The 24,816-nt window shown below is 73.4% G+C and carries 18 protein-coding genes; 12 read left to right on the forward strand and 6 right to left on the reverse strand.

The window, feature by feature from the left end:
• Window positions 1-64: 64 nt before the first annotated feature.
• Window positions 65-736 carry a response regulator transcription factor gene (locus tag I003_RS0116100; RefSeq protein ID WP_037720960.1) on the reverse strand — a complete coding sequence of 224 codons (672 nt, stop codon included), beginning with the start codon at window positions 734-736 and terminating at the stop codon, window positions 65-67.
• Window positions 737-1,093: 357 nt separating this feature from the next.
• Here I003_RS0116100 and pdhA point away from each other — a divergent pair, with 357 nt between their 5' ends.
• The 6 genes from pdhA (at window position 1,094) to I003_RS36095 (ending at window position 7,384) form a co-directional block, all read left to right on the forward strand.
• Complete coding sequence (gene pdhA / locus I003_RS0116105) at window positions 1,094-2,473, forward strand: pyruvate dehydrogenase (acetyl-transferring) E1 component subunit alpha (protein ID WP_027772466.1); 1,380 nt, start codon at window positions 1,094-1,096, stop codon at window positions 2,471-2,473.
• A 2-nt stretch (window positions 2,474-2,475) separates the two neighbouring features.
• Window positions 2,476-3,456 carry an alpha-ketoacid dehydrogenase subunit beta gene (locus I003_RS0116110; protein ID WP_027772467.1) on the forward strand — a complete coding sequence of 327 codons (981 nt, stop codon included), beginning with the start codon at window positions 2,476-2,478 and terminating at the stop codon, window positions 3,454-3,456.
• A gap of 21 nt (window positions 3,457-3,477) precedes the next feature.
• Window positions 3,478-5,073, forward strand: coding sequence for a dihydrolipoamide acetyltransferase family protein (locus I003_RS0116115; RefSeq protein ID WP_027772468.1), 1,596 nt, complete (start codon window positions 3,478-3,480; stop codon window positions 5,071-5,073).
• Between the two features lie 136 nt (window positions 5,074-5,209).
• Window positions 5,210-5,872 (forward strand): GntR family transcriptional regulator, encoded by a 663-nt coding sequence (locus tag I003_RS0116120; protein ID WP_027772469.1) that lies wholly within the window; start codon window positions 5,210-5,212, stop codon window positions 5,870-5,872.
• Entirely contained in the window at window positions 5,869-7,191 is a 1,323-nt protein-coding gene (locus I003_RS0116125; protein WP_027772470.1) for an MFS transporter, read from the forward strand. The genes I003_RS0116120 and I003_RS0116125 overlap by 4 nt, the downstream gene beginning before the upstream one ends.
• A 16-nt stretch (window positions 7,192-7,207) precedes the next feature.
• Window positions 7,208-7,384, forward strand: coding sequence for a hypothetical protein (locus I003_RS36095; protein WP_158688986.1), 177 nt, complete (start codon window positions 7,208-7,210; stop codon window positions 7,382-7,384).
• On the opposite strand, the gene I003_RS0116135 is transcribed toward I003_RS36095, so the two are convergent.
• Window positions 7,381-8,514, reverse strand: a complete 1,134-nt coding sequence (locus I003_RS0116135) for a rod shape-determining protein (protein WP_027772471.1) — start codon at window positions 8,512-8,514, stop codon at window positions 7,381-7,383. The genes I003_RS36095 and I003_RS0116135 overlap by 4 nt on opposite strands.
• Window positions 8,515-8,728: 214 nt before the next feature.
• The gene (locus tag I003_RS0116140) at window positions 8,729-9,553 is read right to left on the reverse strand and encodes a maleylpyruvate isomerase family mycothiol-dependent enzyme (protein WP_027772472.1); all 825 of its coding nucleotides are present in this window, start codon (window positions 9,551-9,553) and stop codon (window positions 8,729-8,731) included.
• A 133-nt stretch (window positions 9,554-9,686) separates the two neighbouring features.
• Here I003_RS0116140 and I003_RS0116145 point away from each other — a divergent pair, with 133 nt between their 5' ends.
• Both I003_RS0116145 and I003_RS0116150 read left to right on the forward strand, forming a co-directional pair.
• A complete protein-coding gene (locus I003_RS0116145; RefSeq protein ID WP_027772473.1) occupies window positions 9,687-10,469 on the forward strand; it encodes a carbon-nitrogen family hydrolase in 783 nt (260 codons plus the stop codon).
• 106 nt (window positions 10,470-10,575) lie between these two features.
• The gene (locus I003_RS0116150) at window positions 10,576-12,414 is read left to right on the forward strand and encodes an NHL domain-containing thioredoxin family protein (protein ID WP_027772474.1); all 1,839 of its coding nucleotides are present in this window, start codon (window positions 10,576-10,578) and stop codon (window positions 12,412-12,414) included.
• Window positions 12,415-12,636: 222 nt separating this feature from the next.
• On the opposite strand, the gene I003_RS0116155 is transcribed toward I003_RS0116150, so the two are convergent.
• Window positions 12,637-14,022, reverse strand: a complete 1,386-nt coding sequence (locus I003_RS0116155) for a M18 family aminopeptidase (protein ID WP_027772475.1) — start codon at window positions 14,020-14,022, stop codon at window positions 12,637-12,639.
• A gap of 169 nt (window positions 14,023-14,191) precedes the next feature.
• Between I003_RS0116155 and I003_RS0116160 the strand changes: the two genes are divergently transcribed.
• Window positions 14,192-15,139, forward strand: coding sequence for a sulfotransferase family protein (locus I003_RS0116160; RefSeq protein ID WP_027772476.1), 948 nt, complete (start codon window positions 14,192-14,194; stop codon window positions 15,137-15,139).
• 210 nt (window positions 15,140-15,349) lie between these two features.
• On the opposite strand, the gene I003_RS0116165 is transcribed toward I003_RS0116160, so the two are convergent.
• Window positions 15,350-17,176 carry an acyl-CoA dehydrogenase gene (locus I003_RS0116165; RefSeq protein ID WP_027772477.1) on the reverse strand — a complete coding sequence of 609 codons (1,827 nt, stop codon included), beginning with the start codon at window positions 17,174-17,176 and terminating at the stop codon, window positions 15,350-15,352.
• Window positions 17,177-17,321: 145 nt separating this feature from the next.
• Here I003_RS0116165 and I003_RS0116170 point away from each other — a divergent pair, with 145 nt between their 5' ends.
• Window positions 17,322-17,849: an SseB family protein gene (locus tag I003_RS0116170; RefSeq protein ID WP_027772478.1), complete on the forward strand. Its 528-nt coding sequence runs from the start codon at window positions 17,322-17,324 to the stop codon at window positions 17,847-17,849.
• 48 nt (window positions 17,850-17,897) lie between these two features.
• Here the strand turns inward: I003_RS0116170 and I003_RS0116175 are convergent, their stop codons facing one another.
• Window positions 17,898-20,090, reverse strand: a complete 2,193-nt coding sequence (locus tag I003_RS0116175; protein ID WP_027772479.1) for a SpoIIE family protein phosphatase — start codon at window positions 20,088-20,090, stop codon at window positions 17,898-17,900.
• A gap of 146 nt (window positions 20,091-20,236) precedes the next feature.
• Here I003_RS0116175 and aspS point away from each other — a divergent pair, with 146 nt between their 5' ends.
• Together aspS and I003_RS0116185 are read left to right on the forward strand one after the other, a co-directional pair.
• On the forward strand, window positions 20,237-22,000 hold the full coding sequence (gene aspS, locus I003_RS0116180; RefSeq protein ID WP_027772480.1) for an aspartate--tRNA ligase: 1,764 nt from the start codon (window positions 20,237-20,239) through the stop codon (window positions 21,998-22,000).
• Between the two features lie 204 nt (window positions 22,001-22,204).
• Window positions 22,205-24,718 (forward strand): ABC transporter permease, encoded by a 2,514-nt coding sequence (locus I003_RS0116185; RefSeq protein ID WP_486584244.1) that lies wholly within the window; start codon window positions 22,205-22,207, stop codon window positions 24,716-24,718.
• Window positions 24,719-24,816 lie beyond the last annotated feature (98 nt).

The following is a 24,816-nucleotide window of genomic DNA, read 5'->3' on the forward strand; positions in this document are numbered from 1 at the left end:
CGCGGGGCGTGCCGCCCGCGCACACCGTGCCTCAGCCGCCCCGGCCGAAGCAGCCCGGGGCCGCCTACCCCTCCCGGTCGCCGCCGCCCTGTTCCGCCTGGCGGCGCGCGACGTACGCCGCCGCCTGCGACCTGCGCTCCATGTTCAGCTTCGACAGCAGGCTGGACACGTAGTTCTTGATCGTCTTTTCCGCCAGATGCAGCCGCTCGCCGATGGCCCGGTTCGTCAGCCCTTCGCCGATCAGATCGAGGATCCTGCGCTCCTGGTCCGTCAGCCCGGCCAGCCGCTCGTCGTCCCGCCCGCGGCCGCCGTCGCGCAGCCGCTCCAGCACCCGCGCCGTGGCGACCGGGTCGAGCAGTGACTTGCCGGCGGCGACGTCCCGTACGGCGGTCAGCAGCTCGTTGCCGCGGATGGCCTTGAGCACGTACCCGGACGCACCGGCCATGATCGCGTCGAAGAGCGCCTCGTCGTCGGCGAACGAGGTGAGCATGAGGCACTTGATGCCCTCGTCCCGGGAGCGGATCTCCCGGCAGACCTCGACGCCGCTGCCGTCGGGCAGCCGGACGTCGAGCACGGCCACGTCGGGCCGGACGGCGGGGATGCGGACGAGCGCGTCGGCGGCGGTGCCGGCCTCGCCGACGACCTCGATGTCCGGCTCGGCCTGAAGCATCTCGTGTACCCCCCGACGGACCACTTCATGGTCATCGAGGAGGAATACCGTGATTTTTCCATCCATCGCCACTGTTCCAGTCTCACATACCGGGTCTTCCCGCGCTTGAGGCCGCCGGGATAACGTGCCACTGTCCCGGCGGCCTGCGAGGCTGTGACCAGTGGACCTGATGCCGACGAGGCGAGCCGGCTCCTGCGTTACTAGGAAATCAAAGCAAAACCGCAGGTCAGGACCGCTTCGCGAAGCAGCGGACCACTGTGTAACGTGCCTGCCAGTGGGAAGGACGCCGGGCGCCTGTCACCCCGGATCCCCTCGGTGCACCCACCCCGTGCACGCAGGGACCCGGGTGAGCCGCCCTCCGCTGCCGCGGGGGACCGAAGGCCACCGGCGATCCCGGGGGCCGGAGAGACGTCAGGAGAGACCGTGACCGAGAGCACTGCCGCGCGCGACCCGCGCCGCAGCAGCAAGCGCACCGGCGGGAGCGCAGCCGCGTCGGCGGCGCCCGCGAAGAAGGCAGCGGCCAGGAAGACGCCGGCCAGGAAAGCGACCGCCGACGCCGAGCCGCCCGCGAAGAAGGCCGCCGCCGGGAAGACGGCGGCGAAGAAGACGGCGCGCGGGAAGACCGCGGCGAAGAAGACGGCCGGGACGGCGAAAGCAGCCGCGACGGTGCCCGCCGGCCCTCTCGCGCACGGTCCCGGCACCGATGCCGGCGAGCTGGTCCAGCTCCTCACTCCCGAGGGTGAGCGCGTCGAGCACCCCGAGTACGCGGTCGACCCGAGCCCGGAGGAACTGCGCGGCCTCTACCGCGACATGGTCCTCACCCGCCGCTTCGACTCCGAGGCCGTCACCCTGCAGCGCCAGGGTGAGCTGGGCCTGTGGCCCTCGCTGCTCGGCCAGGAGGCCGCCCAGGTCGGCTCCGGCCGGGCGACCCACGAGGACGACTACGTCTTCCCCACCTACCGCGAGCACGGCGTCGCCTGGTGCCGCGGCGTGGACCCGACGCTGCTGCTCGGCATGTTCCGCGGCGTGAACAACGGCGGCTGGGATCCGAACAGCAACAACTTCCACCTCTACACGATCGTCATCGGCTCCCAGACGCTGCACGCCACCGGCTACGCGATGGGCGTCGCCAAGGACGGTGCCGACTCCGCCGTCGTGGCGTACTTCGGCGACGGCGCCTCCAGCCAGGGCGACGTCGCCGAGGCGTTCACCTTCGCCGCCGTCTACAACGCCCCGGTCGTCTTCTTCTGCCAGAACAACCAGTGGGCCATCTCCGAACCCACCGAGCGCCAGAGCCGCGTTCCGCTGTACCAGCGCGCCGCCGGCTACGGCTTCCCCGGCGTCCGCGTCGACGGCAACGACGTGCTCGCCGTGCTCGCCGTCACCCGCAGGGCACTGGAGCACGCCCGCTCCGGCCAGGGCCCGATGCTGATCGAGGCGTACACGTACCGCATGGGCGCCCACACCACCTCCGACGACCCCACCCGCTACCGCCGCGACGACGAGCGCGCCGCCTGGGAGGCCAAGGACCCGATCCTGCGGCTGCGCACCCTGCTGGAGCGGGAAGACCTCGCCGACGAGGCGTTCTTCGCCGGGCTCGACGAGGAGAGCGACGCGCTGGCCAGGCGGGTGCGCGAGGCCATCAGGACCATGGCGGACCCGGACCCGATGGCCATCTTCGAGAACATCTACGCCGACGGCCACGCCGTCGTCGACGAGGAACGCACGCAGTACGCGGCGTACCAGGCGTCCTTCGCGGACTCCGCCGACGAGGCGGGCGCCCCCGCCGGGAAGGGGCACTGACCATGGCGGTCGAGAAGATGGCACTGGCCAAGGCGATCAACGCGTCGCTGCGCACGGCCATGGAGGACGACGCCAAGGTGCTCGTCCTCGGCGAGGACGTCGGCAAGCTCGGCGGCGTCTTCCGCGTCACCGACGGGCTGCAGAAGGACTTCGGTGAGGACCGGGTCATCGACTCGCCGCTGGCCGAGTCCGGCATCGTCGGCACCGCGATCGGGCTGGCGCTGCGCGGCTACCGGCCGGTGGTGGAGATTCAGTTCGACGGGTTCGTCTTCCCGGCGTACGACCAGATCGTCACGCAGCTCGCGAAGATGCACGCGCGCGCGCTGGGCACGGTCAAGCTGCCGGTCGTCGTCCGGATCCCCTACGGCGGCGGCATCGGCGCGGTCGAGCACCACAGCGAGTCGCCGGAGGCGCTGTTCGCGCACGTGGCGGGGCTCAAGTGCGTCTCGCCCTCGACGCCCGCGGACGCGTACTGGATGCTCCGGCAGGCCATCCACAGCGACGACCCGGTGATCTTCTTCGAGCCCAAGCGGCGATACTGGGACAAGGGCGAGGTCAACACCTCGGCCATCCCCGGTCCGCTGCACGAGGCGCGGGTCGCCCGGGAGGGCACGGACCTGACGCTCGTCGCCTACGGGCCGATGGTGAAGACGTGCCTGGAGGTCGCCGCGGCGGCGGCCGAGGAGGGCACGTCGCTGGAGGTCGTGGACCTGCGCTCCATGTCGCCGATCGACTTCGACGCCGTGCAGCGTTCGGTGGAGAAGACCGGCAGGCTGGTCGTCGTGCACGAGGCCCCGGTGTTCTACGGCTCCGGCGGGGAGATCGCCGCGCGCATCACGGAGCGGTGCTTCTACCATCTGGAGGCCCCGGTGCTCCGCGTCGGCGGCTTCCATGCGCCGTACCCGCCCGCGAGGCTGGAGGAGGAGTACCTCCCCAACCTCGACCGGGTGCTCGACGCCGTCGACCGCGCGCTTGCGTACTGAAGAGGGAGCGTGTCCGTGACCATGAGCAACACCGCGCGGCTCCGTGAGTTCAGGCTGCCCGACGTGGGCGAGGGCCTGACGGAGGCGGAGATCCTCAAGTGGTACGTCCAGCCTGGTGACGCCGTGCACGACGGCATGGTGGTGTGCGAGGTGGAGACGGCCAAGGCGGCGGTCGAACTGCCGATCCCGTATGACGGGGTGGTGCAGGAGATCCGCTTCGCCGAGGGCGACACGGTCGACGTCGGAACACCCATCATCGCGGTCGACACGGAACCCGGTGCCGCCCCCGGACCCGGGGGGACCGAGGCCCCGGCCGACGCCGCACCCGAACCGGGCGGTGCCGGACCCGCCGGCGGCCCGGCGGCCCCGGAACCGGGTGCCGCGGCGCCGGATGACGCGGGGGCGGGGGCCGGCGGCGCCAAGCGGGAGCCGGTGCTCGTCGGCTACGGCGTGGCGCAGAGTTCGACGAAGCGCCGCCCGCGCAGGCCGCAGTCCGGCACCGAGTCGGGGGTCGCCTCGGCGGCGATCCAGGCCGAGCTGAACGGCCGCGACGCGCCACCGCAGGCGCCCGCCGGCCCGGCCGGTACCGGCACCACCGTCCCGTCCGGCGGCCCCGCCGCCGCAGGCGGCATCGCGGGCATGCCGGGAGCAGGCGGCCCCGCCGCCGCGGCACCCGCCGCGCCCGCCGCAGGCGGCCCCGCAGGTGGCCGCGTGCTCGCCAAGCCGCCCGTGCGCAAGCTCGCCAAGGACCTCGGCGTCGACCTGACCGGCGTCGTGCCCACCGGCGACGGCGGCGTCATCACCCGCGACGACGTCCACGCCGCCGCGGCCCCGCCGCCGAAGGCGCCGTCCGTACCGGCCGCCCAGCCCGAACCGGAGCCGCAGCGGGCGCCCGCCGAAGAACCGGCGGGCACCGCCCGCGAGACCCGTATCCCCATCAAGGGCGTCCGCAAGGCCACCGCCCAGGCGATGGTCACGAGCGCCTTCACCGCACCGCACGTCACGGAGTTCGTCACCGTCGACGTCACCCGCACGATGAAGCTCGTACGGGAGCTGAAGGAGGACCCCGATCTCGCCGGGCTGCGGATCAACCCGCTGCTCATCGTCGCCAAGGCGTTCCTGCTGGCGATCCGGCGCAACCCCGAGGTCAACTCCGCCTGGGACGAGGACCGTCAGGAGATCGTCCGCCGGCACTACGTGAACCTCGGCATCGCCGCCGCCACGCCGCGCGGCCTGATCGTGCCCAACATCAAGGACGCGCACGCCAGATCGCTGCCCGAGCTGGCCACGGAGCTGTCCGGGCTGGTCGCCACCGCCCGCGAGGGCAGGACGACGCCGGAGGCGATGCAGGGCGGCTCGGTGACGATCACCAACATCGGCGTCTTCGGCATCGACACCGGTACGCCGATCCTCAACCCCGGCGAGCCGGCGATCCTCGCCTTCGGCGCGATCAAGCAGCAGCCGTGGGTGCACAAGGGGAAGGTCAGACCGCGGCATGTGACGACGCTCGCGCTCGCCTTCGACCACCGGCTGGTCGACGGGGAGCTGGGCTCGAAGGTGCTCGCGGACGTCGCGGCGGTCCTGGAGCGGCCGAAGCGGCTGCTCACCTGGGGCTGATCAGCGAATAACGCCCACGCCCCCGGCCCGTGCGGACGGTGCCGGGGGCGTCGGCATGCGTGCGCGGAGGTGCGGCCCGTGTCCGTATCGCGGACGGCGGCGGCATACGCATACGTGTGGTATCTATGCTGTGCGCATGCCTCCGAGCCCGTCCGCCCCGGCCAAGCCCGCGCCCGCCGCCGACCGCGTCTACGCCCACGTCAAACAGGGCGTGCTGGAACGGCGTTACGAGGGCGGCACGATGCTCACCGAGGGCGAGCTGGCCGACGCCGTCGGCGTCTCGCGGACGCCCGTGCGCGAGGCGCTGCTACGGCTGCAGGCGGAGGGGCTGCTGGAGCTGTACCCGAAGAAGGGCGCGTTCGTCCTGCCCGTCTCCGCCCAGGAGATCGCCGACGTCGTCGAGACCCGGATGCTCGTCGAGGAGCACGCGGCCCGCCGTTCCGTACCCGCGCCCGCCTCGCTGCTCACCCGGCTCGAAGAGCTGCTGGAGGAGCAGCGCCGGCACGTCGAGGCCGACGACCGCGCCGCCGCGTCCGTCACCGACCGCTGCTTCCACGCCACGATCGTCCGCAACGCCGGCAACGACATCCTCGTCCGCCTCTACGACCAACTCCGCGACCGCCAGCTCCGCATGGGCGTCGCGCTCATGAACGCCCGGCCCGGCCGCATGCACCGCTCGCTCACCGAGCACGCCGAGATCCTCCGGGCGCTGCGCAGCGGCAGCGCCGACGCGGCCGCCGCCGCGGTGCACGGCCACGTCGCCTCCGTACGGGACCTGCTCCGCGGGGACGTGCGGTGACCGCCGTCCGCGCGGGGGGTACCGCAGGCGCCCGCGGCCTGCCCGGCGACCCGCCGGGCGGGGTGAGGGCCGCCGCCGTCTGGAGCCTGGGCGTCGCCGTCTACTTCGTCGCCGTCACGTACCGGACGAGCCTGGGCGTCGCCGGCATCGACGCCGCCGAGCGCTTCGACGTCGGCGCGTCCGCCCTGTCGGGCTTCTCCATCCTCCAGCTCCTCGTCTATGCCGGGATGCAGATCCCCGTCGGCCTGCTCGTCGACCGGCTCGGCACGCGCCGGGTGCTGGCGATGGGCATCGTGCTGTACACGGCGGGGCAGTTCGGCTTCGCGCTCTCCGGCACGTACGGCACCGCCCTGGCCTCCCGCGCGCTGCTCGGCTGCGGCGACGCGATGACGTTCATCAGCATCCTGCGGCTCGGCGCGCGCTGGTTCCCCGCCCGCCGCGGGCCGCTGATAGCGCAGCTCGCGGGGCTCGTCGGGATGGCGGGCAACCTGGTCTCCACGCTCGTACTCTCCCGCATGCTCCAGGAGTTCGGCTGGACCCCGACCTTCGCGGGCAGCGCGGTGGCCGGCGCGGTCATGCTCGTCCTCGTCCTGCTCTTCCTGCGCGACCAGCCCCGGGACTACGTCGCGCCGCCCCCCGAGGACCACCGCGGCGGCGGCATCCGGGCGCAGATAGCCGGCGCCTGGCGCGAGCCGGGTACGCGGCTGGGCTTCTGGGTGCACTTCACCACCCAGTTCCCGGCGATGATCTTCCTGCTGCTGTGGGGGCTGCCGTTCCTCGTCGAGGCCCAGGGGGCGAGCCGCGCGGAGGCCGGCCAACTGCTGACGCTGCTGGTGCTGTCCAACATGGCCGTCGGCCTGGTCTACGGCCAGCTCGTCGCCCGGCACCACGCGGCGCGGCTGCCGCTGGCGCTGGGCACGGTGGCGGCGACGGCGGCGGTGTGGGGCACGGTGCTGAGCTGGCCGGGGGGACACGCGCCGGGGTGGCTGCTGGTGGTGCTGTGCTGCGTCCTGGGCGCGTGCGGGCCGGCGTCGATGATCGGCTTCGACTTCGCCCGCCCGGCGAACCCGCCGGAGCGGCTGGGCACGGCGTCCGGCATCGTCAACATGGGGGGCTTCACGGCGTCCATCACGACGCTGCTGGCGGTGGGTCTGCTGCTCGACGCCACGGGCGACCGCTACGGCATCGCGTTCGCGAGCGTCTTCGTCCTGCAGATCCTGGGGACGACCCAGATCCTGCGCCTGCGCCGACGGGCCCACCGCCGCGAACGCGAACGCCTGGTGGCGAGCCGCGTCTCGGCCGTCCACGTACCCGCGTGAGGCGCCGGGCCTCCGCGTGACCCGCAGGGCCGCCCGCCGCGCCGGAGCCGCCGTCTTCTCCCTGCCCGGTGCCGACCACGACGGCGGCTGGGTACGGGCCGCCGGGATCCTGCCCCGTGTGCGGCGCTTCCTCACGGCCGGCACGACGGCGGTCAGCCCTTCGGCGGGCGACGCTCCGGTGCACCACTCCTAATCGGTCGCGACCTCCGTGGGCACGTCGGCCGCGCCCTGGGCGGCCTGCGGAGCGGGAGCCGGTGCCGAACCCGGTGCCGGCCCGCGGAAGTCCGCCGGACCCGGAGGCGCGTCGGGGAGGGACTCCGGCGGAGCGCCGTTCTCGATCATGGAGCCGAGGCCCACCACCGCCGCCACGTCCGGGCGTTCCGCGATCTGCACGGGCAGCCCCACCGACGTCCGCAGCATCGTCTCCAGGCCCGGCATGGTCGCGCTCTCGCCCGCCAGCACGATCCCGCGGTCCCCGATGTCCGCCACCAGGTCCGGCGGGCAGCGCCGCAGCACCGAACGGATCCCGTCCAGCACCGCCAGCATCGGCACTCCCGCCGCCTGCCCGACGGCCGCCGGGTCGACCCGCACCGTACGCGGGCGGCCCGAGATCACATCGCGGCCGAGCACGTCGAGCGACGCCGCGCCCTGCGCGCCGGCGAGCGACAGCTCGCGGTGCACCTGGCCGACGGTGTGGCTGCGCAGCATCACCTCGTGGTTGATGCGCAGGTGCTCCACCAGCGCCCGGTCCACCGCCGCGCCGCCCACCGGCACCTTCTCGGCGGCGACGACGTTGCCCAGCGACAGCACGGCGATCTGCGTCATCGCCGTACCGCACACCACGATCAGCGTGCCCTCCGCCGCCGGCACCGGCAGCCCGCAGCCCACCGCCGTGGCGATGAGGGTGTCGACGAGGATGACCCGCTTCGCGCCCAGCCCCGCCAGTGTGTCGATCATCGCCCGCTGCGTCAGCGGCTCGACGTCGTGCGGGGTGCACGCCGCGGCCCGTAGCGCGGGGTGGAAGCGCCAGGATCTGCGGACCCTGGCGTGGATGAGGTGGCGCAGCATGCGCTGGGCCATCTCGATGTCGGTGATGCCGTTCGGCCCCACGGGCCGGGCGACCTGGATGTGCGCGGGGGTACGCCCGGTCATCGCCTCGGCCTGTCCGCCGACGGCCACCAGGGCGCCGGTACGGGTGTTGAGGGCCACGGCGCTCGGCTCGTCCACGACGAGGCCGGTGCCCTTGAGGTAGACGCGGGTGCGGGAGGAACCGATGTCGACGGCGACGCTGCAACGGAGAAGCTGATCCTGGCTGATACTCACATGATCAGCCTGGGGCGCGGGAGCGCGGGACGCCCGCCGGGCTGTGCCGGTCGGATGAGCGCCGCCCCCCTACGGGTGAAGGCGCGGGTCCGTCGCGGCGCGCGGGGCGCCCGCCGCCGGGCCGTACGCCCGCCACGGCATGCGACGCGGCGTCATGTCCCGCCGCGCCGGCCCGCCGTGGCGCCGTCTTCGAGGTGGTCCTGCCGGCCCGCGGTCAGTCGGTCACCGTGAAGTGCCGCAGGACCGCCTCCGCCAGCTTCGGATCACCCTCCGCCTTCACCCGGTCCGCCGCCGCTGCCGCCCGCAGCCGGCCCGTCGCCAGCCACAGGTACGTCTCCCAGTCCGTCGTCAGCGTCACCGTCGGCCCGAGCGAGACGCTGCCGTCGATGGACCCGCGGCCGTCCTCCCCCACCCGTACCGTGCGCATGAACTCCAGCGGACCCGTCACGTCCACGACCACGACCGAACCCGGCCGGGCGCCCGCGTCCTCGGCCACCACCTTCGGCAGCCGCCTCAGCAGCTCGTCCCGCGCGATGTGGGCGCCGGGCGAGTCGAGGTTCCCCGGCTTGCCGAGTGCGCGGCGGATGTCCTGCTCGTGCACCCAGATGTCGAAGGCCCGGTAGTGCGTCAGCTCGGCCAGCGTCATCTCGCTGCCGAACGCCCCGCGCACCGTGGCGTCCGGCGCGCGCTTCTCGTCGCGGAGCTGGCGCCGGCGGCGGATCAGCGTGTACTCGAGGTCGGCGGTCATCTCCGGCGCGGTGTGGTGGCGGCGCGTGTCGACCTGCACCTCGACGTAGCGCGCCTTTTCGCCCGTGATGTGCATAAGGTCGGCCGGAAGGTTGTGGATCGGCCGCGGATCGCCGAGTGCCTCGCACTCCGCGCCGATGATGTGGGAGACGACGTCGCGGACGGACCACCCCGGCAGTCCGCTTCGACCGCTCCACTCCCCCTCGGAGAGCGGTGCCACGAGTTCGGATATGGCCTCGGCCGAGTGGGCCCAGGCATCGATGGACGGCTGGAGGCTGGAGTGGACGGTCACACTACCCCTTACGGGATCGTTCGCGAGATGCACGGCAGGCCCTAAGTTACGCTGCGCGCGGGTGCCCCGGCAGTGCTTTCGGGTGACGATTATGCGGTGAGGCAAACGACTTGGACTTCGAGGTGGTGGTAAGGTGCGCGCTTCTCTGATCCAGTTTCGGGTGGATCCGGATGAAACCGTGGAAAGCAGGCGGGCCCGGGCGGCGGCGCTCGTGCGTGCCGAGAAGGGCTCCGGGCTGGTGGTCCTGCCCGAGCTGTGGCACCTGGGTGCGTTCGCCTACGACGACTTCGAGACCGGGGCCGAGACCCTCGACGGACCCACGGCGGCGGCGATGGCGGCGGCGGCCCGGGACGCCGGCGTGTGGCTGCACGCGGGGTCGCTCGTGGAACGGGACGCGTCCGGGACGCTGTTCAACACGAGCCTGCTCTACGCGCCGGACGGCGAGCTGGCGCACAGGTACCGCAAGATCCACCGCTTCGGCTTCGACAGCGGCGAGGCCGTGCTCATGGGCGCCGGCGAGGAGGTCGTCACCGCGGACCTCGCCGACACCGTCGTCGGCCTCGCCACCTGCTATGACCTGCGCTTCCCCGAGCTGTTCCGGGCCCTGACCGACAAGGGCGCGCGGGCCTTCGCCGTCCCGGCCGGCTGGCCCGCCACGCGCCGCGGCCACTGGCGGCTGCTGGCGCAGGCGCGGGCGGTGGAGAACCAGGCGTACGTCCTGGCCTGCAGCACGGCGGGGACCACCGGCGGGGTGGCGCAGGCGGGCCACAGCATGATCGTGGACCCGAAGGGCGGGATCCTGGCGGAGGCGGGCGAGGAGGAGGAAGTCCTGCGCGCGGAGCTGGACCCGGCGCTTGTGGCGCGTACCCGGGAGGAGTTCCCGGTGCTGCGGGACCGGGTGCTCGGGCGGCCGTAGGGCCGGAGCGCTCGTACGGCCGGAGCGGCCCCGGGCGCCGGGGTCGCGGGCCCCCCTGCCGCAGCGCCTGGGAATGGCCGCGGCGGCGGTGTGGTTGGCTCTGCTTATGGCGAAACGTGCCCGTCTCCGGGCTCCCGAACTGGTCGGCAGGGGCGGCTGGCTGAACACCGGCGGGGCGGAGCTGAGCCTCGCCGCGCTGCGCGGCCGTGTCGTGATCCTGGATTTCTGGACCTTCTGCTGCATCAACTGTCTGCACGTCCTGGACGAGCTGCGTGAGCTGGAGGAGAAGCACCGGGACACCGTGGTCGTCGTCGGTGTGCACTCGCCGAAGTTCGTGCACGAGGCGGAGCACGCGGCCGTCGTGGACGCCGTCGAGCGCTACGGCGTCCACCACCCGGTGCTGGACGACCCGGAGCTGGCGACGTGGAAGCAGTACGCGGTGCGGGCGTGGCCGACGCTGGTGGTGATCGACCCGGAGGGGTACATCGTCGCGCAGCACGCCGGGGAGGGGCACGTCCACGCCATCGAGCGGCTGGTCGCGGAGCTGGAGGCGGAACACGCGGCCAAGGGCACGCTGCACCGCGGGGACGGCCCGTACGTCGCGCCGGAGCCGGTGGCGACGCATCTGCGCTTCCCCGGGAAGGCGCTGCGGCTGCCGTCGGGGAACCTGCTCGTCTCCGACACCACACGGCACCGGCTGGTGGAGCTGGAGCCGGACGGCGAGACGGTGGTGCGGCGGATCGGAAGCGGGGAGCGGGGGTTCACGGACGCCGAGCCCGGCGGTCGGGGGGCGCGCTTCAACGAGCCGCAGGGGCTGGCGCTGCTGCCGTCGGGCGCGGTGGCGGTGGCGGACACCGTGAACCACGCGCTCAGGTCCGTCGACCTCGCCACCGGGTCGGTGACGACGCTGGCGGGGACCGGGCGGCAGTGGTGGCAGGGCTCGCCGGCGTCGGGGCCGGGGCGGGAGGTCGACCTGTCGTCGCCGTGGGACGTGGCGTGGTTCGACGGACGGCTGTGGATCGCGATGGCGGGCGTCCACCAACTGTGGACGTACGACCCGGAGACCGGCACGGTGGCGGTGGCGGCCGGCACGACGAACGAGGGGCTGTTCGACGGGCCGGCGGAGGAGGCGTGGTTCGCGCAGCCGTCGGGCCTTGCGGCGACGGACGGCCGGCTGTGGATCGCGGACTCGGAGACCTCGGCGCTGCGCTGGCTGGAGCCGGCCGGCGGGCCGGGGCGGCGGGCGCGGGTGCACACGGCGGTCGGCACCGGGCTCTTCGACTTCGGCCACCGCGACGGCCCTGCCGGCGAGGCGCTGCTCCAGCACCCGCTGGGCGTCACGGCCCTGCCGGACGGCTCGGTGGCGGTCTCGGACACGTACAACCACGCCGTGCGCCGCTACGACCCGGCCACCGGCACGGTGACCACCCTGGCGACGGACCTGCGGGAGCCGTCGGACGCGGTGGTGGACGGCGACGAGATCGTGGTCGTCGAGTCCGCCCGCCACCGCCTGACCCGCCTCCGGCTGCCGGAGGAGGCGGTCCGGGTCGCGCCGGTGGCCCACCGCACGCGGCGCGCGGCGACGGACGTGGCACCGGGCGGTCTGTCGCTGGACGTCGTCTTCCGCCCCCCGCCGGGCCAGAAACTCGACACCCGCTACGGCCCGGCCACACGTCTGCTCGTCAGCGCCACCCCTCCGGAGCTGCTCGCGGCCGGCGAGGGCCCGGGCACGGACCTGACCCGCGAGGTGGTCGTGTCGGCGGACGGCCCGGCGGAGGGCGTCCTGCACGTCTCGGCGATGGCGGCGAGCTGCGACGACGACCCGTCGGTGGAGTACCCGGCGTGCCACGTGCACCAGCAGGACTGGGGCGTTCCCCTCCGCGTCACGGAGTCGGGCGCACGACGCCTGCCGCTGATCCTGGCGGGGATGGACGAGGGGCCGTAGCGGCGCATCGGCAGGGCTTCGGTCGAGGCCGGAGAGTGACGCCCGGCGGCGGGGGCCGCCCGGCTGGTCCGCCGGGATGCCGAACCAGCGAGGGGTGGATCGGCCGCGCGCCCGGGGCGGCGTCTTCGGGCTCGAACCGGACGCGACGGTGGCCGTCAGGCCGTACGCGTGACGCCACGCGGGCGGCGCGGCCCGGGGGCCGGGAGGAGCCGCCCGCCCGGTTCACTCCGTCAGGAACGCCGCCAGCGCGCCGGCCAGCAGGTGCGGGTCCTCCGCGCCGCACAGCTCCCGCGCCGAGTGCATCGAGAGGATGGCCGTCCCGATGTCCACGGTCGTGATCCCGTGGCGGGCCGCCGTGATGGGGCCGATGGTCGTGCCGCAGGGCATCGCGTTGTGGGAGACGAACGTCTGCCACGGCACCCCGGCCCGCTCGCAGGCGTGGGCGAAGATCCCGCGGCCGGCGCCGTCCGTGGCGTAGCGCTGGTTGACGTTGACCTTGAGGATCGGTCCCGCGTTCGGCATCGGGTGGTGGCCCGGCTCGTGGCGCTCGGGGTAGTTCGGGTGCACGGCGTGGCCGGTGTCGGAGGAGAGGCAGACGGAGCCGGCCAGTGCGCGGGCGGCGTCGTCGTAGGAGCCGCCGCGGGCCGTGACGATGCGGCGCAGGACGGTGCCGAGGAGGGGACCTTCCGCGCCGGTGTCGGACTGGCTGCCGGTCTCCTCGTGGTCGAAGGCTGCGAGCACGGGGATGGCGGCGAGCGGGGCGCCGGCCTCCCCCGTGCCCCCGTGGACGTGAGCGGTGCCGGCCGCGGCGGTCAGGGCGGCGAGGCCGGCGTGTACGGAGAGGAGGTTGTCCATGCGCGGACCCGCGAGCAGCTCGCGGTCGCGGCCGAGGTAGGCGGGGGGTTCGACGCTGTGCACCATCAGGTCCCAGCCGATGACGTCGTCCGCCGCGACCGCGGCCTCCGCGGCCAGGAACCCGACGAGGTCGCCCTCGCGCACGGCGCCGAGACCCCAGATCGGCGTCACGTGGCGCTGCTTGTCGAGCTTCAGGCCCTCGGAGACCACGCCCCTGTCGAGGTGGATGGCGAGCTGGGGTACGCGCAGCAGCGGCCGGTCGATGTTGACCAGCCGTACCTCCGCGCCGCCCGGCCCGTGGCCCCCGCCGTCCGCGCCCCCGCCCGCGTCCGCCGCCCCCGGCCGCAGCGTCAGCCGGCCCGCCAGCCCCAGATCCCGGTCCAGCCAGCTGTTCAGCAGCGCTCCGCCGTAGACCTCCACCGCGATCTGCCGCCACCCGTGCGCGCCCGTGTCCGGAACCGGCTTGACCCGCAGGTTGGGCGAGTCGGTGTGGGCGCCCACGATGCGGAACGGGGTCTCGGGGGCGCTGCCCTCGGGCACGTACCAGGCGATGAGCGCGCCGCCCCGCAGCACGTACCGGCCCCCGGCCGTCGCGTCCCAGGCGTCGGTCTCCCGGAGCTGGGTGAACCCGGCCTTCTCCAGCCGCCGGGCGGCCTCGGCCACGGCGTGGTACGGCGTGGGGGAGGCGGTGAGATACCCGGCGAGGTCGTCGGTGTGGCTGCGGTCGAACCGGGGTGAAGGAGCAGAGGTCATGAGCAAAGCCTAAGACGTGGGTGAGAAGCGGAATCGAGCCATTGCCTTTGCTGAATCGTTGTCTTACGTTCTTCCGGGTGCGTGTCGCCTGTGGCCACTGAGGCGCCGGCTGTCCGCACGGGGGGAGTGACAGGCAGGCACGGGGTGAAGGAAGGGTGGCAAGAGCCCTATGGGAGTCGTGAACACGGGCATCAAGCGCAGAGCGCGGCTGCTGGGCGAGGCGCTCCGGCCGCCGCGGCAGTTGACGGGCCCGGGCGCGGAGGCGGCCTCCGGGGCCCGGGCGGCGCCCGAAGCCGCGACGCCGCGGACGACCGCGGTGAAGACCAAACCGAAGGGTCCGCGCCCGCCCAAGAAGACGGTCGCGCTGGAGTACGGGGCGGAGCCCATGCCCCGGCAGGTCGAGGCGCCGGTCTTCGTGCTCGCGCCGGTGCGCTCCGGCTCCACCCTGCTGCGCATGCTGCTCAACAGCCACTCCCGCATACGCGCCCCGCACGAGCTGCACCTGCGGACCCTCGGCGTGGAGCTGACCCCCGGCTTCTCCGACCAGTCCATGCTCGAACTCGGGCTGGACAAGGTGGAGCTGGAGCACGTGCTGTGGGACCGGGTGCTGCACCTGGAGCTGGAGCGCAGCGGCAAGGACATCGTCGTCGACAAGACCCCGGGCAACGTGTGGACCTGGGAACGGCTGCATCACGCCTGGCCCAAGGCGAAGTTCCTGTTCCTGCTGCGCCACCCCGAGGGTGTCGTCAGCTCGTTGGAGAACCGCAAGTCCAACACCTCGACCCGCGCGCAGAACGAGGCGAACGCGCTGAAGTACTTCGAGCCGCTGGAGCGGGCCCGCACCACGCTCGACGGCCACACCCTCACGTACGAGGACCTGACCTCCGACCCGGAGCGGGTCATGCGGGAGGTGTGCGCGTACCTGGAGGTGGAGTTCGAGGCGTCGATGCTGGAGTACGGCGAGCAGGACCACGGCCGGCTCCGGCCCAACCTCGGGGACCGCAGCGACAACATCAAGTCCGGCCGGATCCAGGCGGCCCGCACCTTCGAGGGGGAGGCCGTCGAGCTCTCCCCGGAGCTGGCGGAGTACGCCGCCGCCTGGGGCTACCGGGCCTGACCCCGCCCGGCCCTCCGGAGCCCACCGGGGTCCGGATCCGGCGCCTTCGTCGTCGTCAGAAGGGCGCCGTGTCCGGACCCCGGGGCCGGGGGCCCGGACACGGTCCCGCGTCAGCGCGGACGCCCGTGACCCGCGTGCCGTACGCCACCGGCTCACGCCGGGGCGGCTCCCTCGGACCGGGGCCTCAGCACGCGGCTCGGCACGGGGCCCTCAGAACGCGGCCTCGTCCAGCTCCATCAGCGACTGGTCCGTGGTCTCCGCCAGCGCCCGCTGCACCCCGACCCCCGGCAGCACGTTCCGCGCGAAGAAGGTCGCCGCGGCGATCTTCCCCTGGTAGAACGCCACGTCCTTCGCCGCGGCCGTCGGCAGCTTCTCGGCGGCCACCGAGGCGCCCCTGAGCAGCAGATAGGCGATCACGACGTCGCCGGAGGCGAGCAGCAGCCGGGTGGTGTTGAGCCCCACCTTGTAGAGGGACTTCACGTCCTTCTCGGTGGCCGCGAGGTCGGACAGCATCGCCCCGACGATGGCCTCCAGGTCCGCCGCCGCCCCGGCCAGCTCGTCGCGCGCCGCGGCGAGTTGCTCCCCGCCGGCCGCCTCGGCCAGGAACTTCTTGATCTCCTCGGCCAGGGAGGTCAGCGCCTGTCCCTGGTTGCGGACGATCTTCCGGAAGAAGTAGTCCTGCCCCTGGATGGCGGTGGTGCCCTCGTAGAGGGTGTCGATCTTCGCGTCCCGGATGTACTGCTCGATCGGGTACTCCTGCAGATAGCCGGAGCCGCCGAAGGTCTGCAACGACTGGGCGAGCTGCTCGTACGACTTCTCCGACCCGTACCCCTTGACGATGGGCAGCAGCAGGTCGTTCAGCGCGCGCTGCGCGGAGGCGTCCTCGCCGGCGGCCTCGCGGACCTGGATGGTGTCCTGCACGGAGGCGGTGTAGAGCACGAGGGCGCGCATGCCCTCGGCGTACGCCTTCTGCGTCATCAGCGAGCGGCGCACGTCCGGGTGGTGCGTGATGGTCACGCGCGGCGCGGTCTTGTCGGTGAACTGCGCCAGGTCCGGTCCCTGGACGCGCTCCTTGGCGTACTCCAGCGCGTTGAGGTAGCCGGTGGAGAGGGTGGCGATGGCCTTCGTGCCGACCATCATCCGCGCGAACTCGATGATCTTGAACATCTGGCGGATGCCGTCGTGCTTCCCGCCGAGCAGCCAGCCCTTCGCCGGGTGCCGGTCACCGAAGGTCAGCTCGCAGGTGTTGGAGACCTTCAGGCCCATCTTGTGCTCGACGTTGGTGGCGTAGACGCCGTTGCGCTCGCCCAGCTCGCCGGTCTCCGGGTCGAAGTCGTACTTCGGCACGACGAAGAGGCTCAGCCCCTTCGTGCCGGGCCCGGCGCCCTCCGGGCGGGCCAGCACGAAGTGCACGATGTTCTCCGACAGGTCGTGCTCGCCGGAGGTGATGAAGCGCTTCACACCCTCGATGTGCCACGTGCCGTCCGGCGCCTCCAGCGCCTTCGCGCGCCCGGCGCCCACGTCGGAGCCGGCGTCCGGCTCGGTGAGCACCATCGTCGAGCCCCAGCGCCGCTCCACCATCAGCCGGGCGGCCTTGCGCTGCTCCTCGGTGCCCTCGTCGTACAGCACGCCCGCGAAGGCCGGCCCGGAGGCGTACATCCACACGGCCGGGTTCGCGCCGAGCACCATCTCGGCGTACGCCCAGATCAGTGACGACGGCGTCGCCGTGCCGCCGATCTCCTCGGGCAGGCCCAGCCGCCACCACTCGGCGTCCATGTAGGTCTCGTACGACTTCCGGAACGCCGCCGGGACGGGGGCGGCGCCGGTCTCGGGGTCGAAGACCGGGGGGTTGCGGTCGCCCTCGGTGAAGGACTCGGCCAGGTCGTTCTCGGCCAGCCGGGCGATCTCGGTGAGGACGCTCCGTGCGGTCTCGGTGTCCATGTCCTCGAACGGGCCCGTGCCGTAGACGTCGCCGCGGCCCAGCACCTCGAAGAGGTTGAACTCGATGTCCCGGAGGTTCGACTTGTAGTGGCCCATGCGCAGGCTCCGTATCAGGCATCAGGGGTCAGCGACCATCCATGATGCTACCCGTCAGTAATAAAACGCAACCCTCGTCTTGTCACATCCGTCCGGCCGGCGGAGTCTCCACCGGTACCCCCGCGGCGCGGCTAGGCTTGAAAACATGTACGGCTACGACCAGTCCGCCGGCTACGGCGCCCCTCAGGGCCACCCCCAGGCACCCCCGGGGCACCCCCAGGGGCACCAGTACGCCGCACCGCCTCCCGGGCCGTACGACCAGCCCGCCCCCGGCTACGCCGAGCAGCCCCTCTACCCCGAGCCGTCCCAGCCCTCCCCGCCGTCCCTGGCCGACGCGGTCAAGGCGTTCACGGGCGGGACCCTCAGCTCCGAGGACTTCCAGCAGATCTTCGCCACCTCCAAGATCTACTGCCCCCGCGGCGACAACCCCGGCTTCCTCGCCCTGCACAACACCCAGCAGCCGGTGATCCCGCTCTTCAGCTCGCTGAAGGAGCTGCGCCGCTACGCGGGCCGGGAGTCGAAGTACTTCACGGTCACCGGCGCGGAGGTCATCGACCTGCTGCCCACGGGGTACGGCTTCGTGCTGGACATCGAGGGCGACCACCGGATGGTCGTGGACGCGAAGGCCGTCGAGGAGATGGTCGACTTCGCGATGCGCAGCATGTACGGCTGAGCCCGCCGGGGCGGCTGAGCCGGCCGGCGGCGCCCGGCGGCCGGCCGCTCACAGCTCCTGCCGCTCCTCCTCGTGGAACTCGCACCAGATCTCCTTGCCGTCGCCGCGCGGCTCCGTGCCCCACTCCCCGGACAGCTCCTGGAGCAGGAACAGCCCGCGGCCCGAGGAGGACAGCTCGCCCGGGTGGCGCAGGTGCGGCAGGCCGGTGTCGGCGTCGCCCACGGAGACGCGCAGGGTGCGGTTGCCGCGGGGGCCGGAGACGTCGGCGCTGATGTCGGCGTCGCTGTCGGTGTGCAGGAGGACGTTGGCGACGAGTTCGGAGAGGACCAACTCGGCGGAGTCGACCTGCGCGGGGGTGGTCCAGTCGTAGAGCATGGAGCGGAGTTCGTGGCGGGCGTCCGCGGTGCGCTGCTGCTCCGCCTGGGGGACGGTGAGGTGCATGTGGCGGCCGGTGGCGGGCGCGGCGCCCGGTTCGCCCTCGCGCGGGGGCTGGTCGCGGCGGAGGAGGACGAGGGCGATGTCGTCCTCGCGGCGCTCCGCGTGCGGTCCGGGGGCGGCGTGGGAGTCGGGGCCGCTGACGGCGTCGATGAGCGCGTCCGCCAGCGTCTCCGGGTCGTCGCCCACGTGCTCGGCGAAGACCCGGCGCAGCCGTTCGCGGCCGGTCACCAGGTCGTGACCGCCGGTCTCGATGAGCCCGTCGCTGCACAGCAGCATCAGCTCGCCCGGCTCCAGGACCAGCCGGGTGACGGGATAGTCGGGGTCCTCGACGACACCGAGGGGCAGCCCGCCCTGGACGGGGCGGACCAGCAGGGTGCCGTCGCCGATGCCCATCGCCGGGTCGAGGTGGCCGGCGCGGGCGATGGTGAGGGAGCCGGTGGCCGGGTCGGCCTTCATGTACAGGCAGGTGGCGAAGCGGGGGTCGGCGTCGTCGGGCGGGGAGCCGCCTTCGAGGCCCTCGCGCTCGTTGAGCTGGGTGAGGAAGTGCGAGGCGCGGGTGAGTACGGCGTCCGGGTGGTGCCCTTCGGAGGCGTACGCGCGGATGGCGATGCGCAACTGGCTCATCAGCCCGGCGGCGCGGACGTCGTGGCCCTGGACGTCGCCGATGACCACCGCCGTCTTCCCGGACGGCAGCGTGATCACGTCGTACCAGTCGCCGCCGATCTCCAGCCCGCCGCCGGTCGGCACGTAGCGGGCGACGACCGTCATGCCCGGCGTCGGCGGCACCTCCTCCGGCATCAGGCTGCGCTGCAGTCCGGCGGACAGCTCGCGCTCGGACTCGTGCACGTGCGCGCGGGACAGCGCCTGCGCCAGCATGCGCGCCACGGTCGTGAGCACGGAACGCTCGTCGGGCGTGAAGGGCGCGGGGTAGGAGAAGGCCACCAGCCACACGCCGATGACGCGGCCGGCCACGATCAGCGGTACGTACGCCCATGAGCGCCGGCCCAGCCGGCTGGCGAACCGCCACGCCTCGGGGAAGCGGCGGCGGTACTCCTCGGGGCCCGCGATGTAGACGGCGCGGCCGGTGCGGACGGCCACGGCGCCGGGGTAGTCGGAGTCGAGGGAGATGTCGGTGAAGGGGTGCTCGTCCTCGGGGCGGTAGCCGTGCTGGCCGATGAAGGTGAGGTGGTTGCCCTCGACGCCGAAGACCGCCATGCCGTCGGGTGAGAAGCCGGGCATCGACAGGGACGCGGCCACGCGCAGCACCTGGTCGGTCCCCCGGGACTCGGCGAGCGCGCGCCCGGCGTCGAGCAGGAACGCCTCGCGGGACAGCCGCCAGTCGCTGGTCAGCGGTGACGGCGGGGAGGTGCCGGCGCTGGCGCCCGGCAGGGGCTCGACGATCTCCTGCACGGTGCCGGACAGGAACATGTCGTCGGTGGGTCCGTCGCCGTCCTCCCAGCCCGCCCGCCCCGGCCCGCCGTGTTCCCCGGGTGCCGGGTGCCCGGCGCGGAACGGCCGCATCCGGGTCCGTACGACCCGCAGTACCGTCCCCTCCTCGTCCACGATCCGCAGGTGGGCCTCCGCCACGGTGCCCTCGGCGCGGGCCAGGTCCATCGCCCCGGCCAGCTCGACGTAGTCCACGCCGTGGCAGCGGCCCCGCAGGACCGCGGCGGTCGTCTCCGTCGGCCGTGCGGGCAGGCCGACGAGCCGGGCGGCCTCGGCATCCATGGTCACGGTGCCGGAGGCGGCGTCCCAGCTCCATACCCCGGTGCCGACGGCGGCCAGGACCTCCTCGGTGCGCATTGCCTTATTTTAGGGCGATTGATCCGGTTCGGCCGGGGAAGGCGGGGACGGTAGTCTTGGCGCGCTGAACACTCTCCTGGCCGAATCGGCAGCCGCCGAGGACGACGAGCCGACGACGACGATGAGTCCGACGAACTGGATGGATGATGCACCGGTACCGGTCCCACACCTGCGGCGAGCTGCGCGCGAGCGACGTCGGCGGCGACGTCCGCCTCTCCGGCTGGCTGCACAATAGGCGCGACCTGGGCGGCATCCTCTTCATCGATCTGCGCGACCACTACGGCATCGTCCAGCTCGTCGCCCGCCCCGGCACCCCGGCGAACGAGGCGCTGGCGCACCTGACCAAGGAGACCGTCGTCCGGGTCGACGGCAAGGTCGTCTCGCGCGGCGCCGACAACGTCAACCCCGAGCTGCCCACCGGCGAGATCGAGATCGAGGTCGCCGAGGTCGAGGTGCTCGGCGCGGCGGAGCAGATCCCGTTCACGATCAACGCCGAGGACGGCGTCGGCGAGGAGCGCCGCCTCGAATACCGCTTCCTCGACCTGCGCCGCGAGCGCATGCACCGCAACATCATGCTGCGGACCGCGGTCGTCACGGCCATCCGGCAGAAGATGACGGCCCTCGGCTTCAACGAGCTGACCACCCCGATCCTCTCGGCCACCTCCCCCGAGGGGGCCCGCGACTTCCTGGTCCCCTCCCGGCTGCACCCCGGCTCGTTCTACGCGCTCCCGCAGGCCCCGCAGCAGTTCAAGCAGCTCCTGATGATGGCCGGGTTCGACCGCTACTTCCAGATCGCGCCCTGCTTCCGCGACGAGGACGCCCGCGCCGACCGCTCGCCCGGCGAGTTCTACCAGCTCGACATGGAGATGAGCTTCGTCGAGCAGGAGGACGTCTTCGCCGTCATCGAGAAGGTGATGACGGAGCTGTTCGAGGAGTTCGGCAACGGCCGGCACGTCACGTCGCCGTTCCCGCGGGTCCCGTACCGCGAGGCGATGGTCAAGTACGGCTCGGACAAGCCGGACCTGCGCGCGGAGCTGGAGCTGGCGGACGTCACGGACGTCTTCGCGGCCGGCGAGTTCAAGGCGTTCGCGGGCAAGCACGTGCGGGCCCTGCCGGTGCCGGACGTGCAGGACCAGCCGCGGAAGTTCTTCGACGCGCTCGGCGACTTCGCCGTCGAGCAGGGCGCGAAGGGCCTGGCGTGGGTCCGGGTCGGCGAGGGCGGGGCGCTGTCGGGGCCGATCGCGAAGTTCCTCACCGAGGAGAACGTCGGGGTGCTCACCGAGCGCCTGGACCTGGCCCCCGGGCACGCGGTGTTCTTCGGCGCCGGGGAGACCGACGAGGTCTCCAGGATCATGGGCGCCGTGCGTGTGGAGGCCGCGAAGCGCGCCGGGCACTTCGCGGAGGGCGTCTTCCGGTTCTGCTGGATCGTCGACTTCCCGATGTTCGAGAAGAACGAGGACACGGGCGGGATCGAGTTCTCGCACAACCCGTTCTCCATGCCGCAGGGCGGCATCGACGCGCTGGAGAACAAGGACCCGCTGGACGTGCTCGCCTTCCAGTACGACATCGTCTGCAACGGGGTCGAGCTGTCCTCCGGCGCGATCCGGAACCACGAGCCCGAGGTCATGTTCAAGGCGTTCGGCATCGCCGGGTACAGCAAGGACGACGTGGAGCGCGAGTTCGGCGGCATGCTGCGCGCGTTCCGCTTCGGCGCCCCGCCGCACGGCGGGATCGCGCCCGGCATCGACCGCATCGTGATGCTGCTGGCCGACGAGCCGAACATCCGCGAGACGATCGCCTTCCCCCTCAACGGCAACGCGCAGGACCTCCTGATGGGCGCGCCCAGCGAGGTCGACGAGGCGCGCCTGCGCGAGCTGCACATCGCCCTGCGCAAGCCCCAGCCCAAGTAGGCAGCCCAAGGAGGCAGCCCAAGGAGGCAGCCCGGTAGCGGGCACTTTTCCCACCGGCGTACGGGCCGGGGCGCCCGGCGGCCCCGGCCCATGGTGGTGCCAGCTACACCCCCGATCCGGGTGGGCATCCCATGGGGTGCGCGGACGCGCGTTCCTACGTTGATGTCATCCGACATCGCAGAGGGGACCCGTCCCATGTGGGCCATGGCCGTCCGTACGCTCCGCCACAGAGCCGCCGCGCTCTCGGCGACCTTCCTGGCCCTCTTCCTGGGCGCCGTCATCGTGATGACGTGCGGCGGTCTGCTGGAGACCGGCATACGCAACAACGCGCCGGCGCAGCGCCTCGCGGGCGCCGACCTCGTGGTCACCGGCGACCGCGGCCTGCCCCGCGGCGACGAGACCGCCGTCCTGCCCGAGCGCCCTCCGCTGGACGACTCCCTGACCACGGCCGTACGGAACGTCCCCGGCGTCGCACGCGCCGTGCCCGAGCGGGTCTTCGACGCGGCCGTGCTCGGTGCGGGCGACGCCCCCGGCGCCCAGGCCCACGGCTGGTCCTCCGCCGCCGTCACCCCCTACGAGCTGAGCGCCGGCCGGGCGCCGGCGGGACCGGGCGACGTGGTGCTGGACGAGGCGACGGCCCGGGCGAACGGGCTGCGCCCGGGTGACGAGGTGCGCGTCGCCGCGCAGGGCGGCGCTGCGGCCTACCGCCTGACCGGCGTGGTCCGCACCGCGCACGCCGTCGACCGCGGCGCCGTGTTCTTCACCGACGACCGAGCCCGCGCGCTCTCCCCCGCCGTCGCCGACATCGCCGTCACGGCCGCGCCCGGCACCGACCACGGCGAGCTGAAGGACCGCCTCGGTGAGGTCGTCGCGGACCGTACCGCGCAGGCGCACGCCCCGGCGAAGGTCGTCTCCGGCGACGACCGCGGCGCCGTCGAGTACCCCGAGGTGCTGACCCGCAAGGAGGACCTCATCGCGCTGGCCGGCGCCTTCGGCGGCATGGCCACCCTCGTCGCCGTCTTCGTGGTCTCCGGCACCGTCGCGCTGTCCGTCGAGCGCCGCCGCCGTGAGTTCGCACTGCTGCGCACCATCGGCGCCACCCCGCGCCAGTTGCGCCGGCTGCTGCTCGCCGAGACGCTCATGGTCGCGCTCGTCGCGGGGGCCGCGGGCTGGTTCACCGGGCCGCCCGCGGGGGAGCGGCTGTTCGAGGAGTTCACCGGCAGCGGCATGGTCTCCCCGGCCGTCGCGTACGAGCAGGGCTGGATCCCCGCCGTCGCCGCGGCCGGCGCGCTGCTGCTGACCTCGCTGCTCGGCGGCCTCATCGGCGGCCGGCGCGGGGTGCAGGTCACCGCGGTGGAGGCGATGGCGGAGTCGGCGGTACGGACCCGCTGGGCGAGCCCGGTGCGGATCGTGGCGGCCCTGCTCTTCCTCGCCGGCGCCGCCGCGCTGGCGATCCTGACCTGGGTGCTCTTCGACGGCCCGATCGCCGCCAGCACCGCCGGGCCCACCGTGCTGTGCACGGCCATCGGTCTCGCGCTCCTCGGGCCCGGCCTGACGAAGCTGTGCACCCTGCTGATCTCCGGCCCGGTCAGGGCCGTCACCGGTGCCGGCGGCGAACTGGCCGTCCTCACCGCGCGGGCCCGCGCCGTGCGGATGGCGGGCGTCGTCACGCCCGTGATGCTGGCCGTCGCCATGGCCACCGCGAACCTGTACCTGCAGACCACGCAGACCGACGCCTCCCGCGAGGCGTACGCGCAGAACCTGCGCGCCGACGCCGTCGTCGAGTCCGCCTCCGGCACCCTCGACCCCGCGCTCACCGCCGAGGTCCGCGCCACGGACGGCGTCGCCGCGGCCGGCGCGTACGTCACCGGCACCGGCTGGATCGACGGCCTCGGGGACGAGGACGGCGTACCGCTCCAGGGCATCGACGCCCGCGGCGCCGCCCGCACCACCGCCCTGGACCCCGTCGAGGGCCGGGTCGCCGACCTCACCGGGGCCACCATCGCCCTGCCCGCCGGCGCGGCGGACGGCCGGAGCGTCGGCGACACCGTCGAGGTGCGCTTCGGCGACGGCGCCGCCGCCGGCCTGCGGATCGCCGTGCTCTTCGAGGGCCGCGCCGGCTACGACACGGCGTTCGTGCCCGCGGACCTCCTCGCCGGGCACACGGACGGCGCGCTGCCGCAGCAGATCCTCGTCCGCGCCGAGGACGGCACGGGCGCCGCGGCCCTGACGGCGAACCTGGAGAAGACCCTCGCGAACCATCCCGGCACCGCCGTCGCCGACCGGGACGAGCTGATCGAGGCCAACATCAAGGACACCGAGACCCAGGCGTGGGTCAACTACCTGATGGTCGGCATGATCGTCGCGTACACCGCGATCTCGGTGGTCAACAACCTGGTGCTCTCCGTCTGCGGCCGCCGCCGGGAGTTCGGGCTCCAGCGGCTCGCCGGCGCCACCCGCCGGCAGGTGCTGCGGATGCTGACGATCGAGGCGCTGATCGTCGCCGGGATCGGCGTGGCCCTCGGCACGGCCGCCGCGGCGACCGCGCTGCTGCCGTTCAGCCACGCGGCGGCGGACAGCCTGCTCCCCTCCGGCCCGCCGTCCGTCTACGCCGCGGTGGTCGCCGGTGCCGCGGCCCTCGCCCTCACCGCCACCCTGGTGCCCGGCTGGGCGGCTCTGCGCAGGCGCCCCGCGGAGGCGGCGCTGGCGGAGGAGTGAGAGGCGGGCCCGCCCCGGGTGCGGGGCGGGCCCCGGTGTCTTGCGGCGGCACCGCCAGGCAGCACCGCAAGACGGCTCGGCCGGCCGGGGTCCCCCGG

The organism is Streptomyces sp. CNQ329 (assembly GCF_000482585.1).

What these genes read in the sequence shown, in the direction of transcription:
- I003_RS0116100 (WP_037720960.1), bottom strand. Translation starts at nt 736, where the DNA reads ATGGATGGAAAAATCACGGTATTCCTCCTCGATGACCATGAAGTGGTC.
- I003_RS0116110 (WP_027772467.1), top strand. Translation starts at nt 2,476, where the DNA reads ATGGCGGTCGAGAAGATGGCACTGGCCAAGGCGATCAACGCGTCGCTG.
- I003_RS0116115 (WP_027772468.1), top strand. Translation starts at nt 3,478, where the DNA reads ATGAGCAACACCGCGCGGCTCCGTGAGTTCAGGCTGCCCGACGTGGGC.
- I003_RS0116120 (WP_027772469.1), top strand. Translation starts at nt 5,210, where the DNA reads ATGCCTCCGAGCCCGTCCGCCCCGGCCAAGCCCGCGCCCGCCGCCGAC.
- I003_RS0116150 (WP_027772474.1), top strand. Translation starts at nt 10,576, where the DNA reads ATGGCGAAACGTGCCCGTCTCCGGGCTCCCGAACTGGTCGGCAGGGGC.
- I003_RS0116155 (WP_027772475.1), bottom strand. Translation starts at nt 14,022, where the DNA reads ATGACCTCTGCTCCTTCACCCCGGTTCGACCGCAGCCACACCGACGAC.
- I003_RS0116160 (WP_027772476.1), top strand. Translation starts at nt 14,192, where the DNA reads ATGGGAGTCGTGAACACGGGCATCAAGCGCAGAGCGCGGCTGCTGGGC.
- I003_RS0116165 (WP_027772477.1), bottom strand. Translation starts at nt 17,176, where the DNA reads ATGGGCCACTACAAGTCGAACCTCCGGGACATCGAGTTCAACCTCTTC.
- I003_RS0116170 (WP_027772478.1), top strand. Translation starts at nt 17,322, where the DNA reads ATGTACGGCTACGACCAGTCCGCCGGCTACGGCGCCCCTCAGGGCCAC.
- I003_RS0116175 (WP_027772479.1), bottom strand. Translation starts at nt 20,090, where the DNA reads ATGCGCACCGAGGAGGTCCTGGCCGCCGTCGGCACCGGGGTATGGAGC.
- aspS (WP_027772480.1), top strand. Translation starts at nt 20,237, where the DNA reads ATGCACCGGTACCGGTCCCACACCTGCGGCGAGCTGCGCGCGAGCGAC.
- I003_RS0116185 (WP_486584244.1), top strand. Translation starts at nt 22,205, where the DNA reads ATGGCCGTCCGTACGCTCCGCCACAGAGCCGCCGCGCTCTCGGCGACC.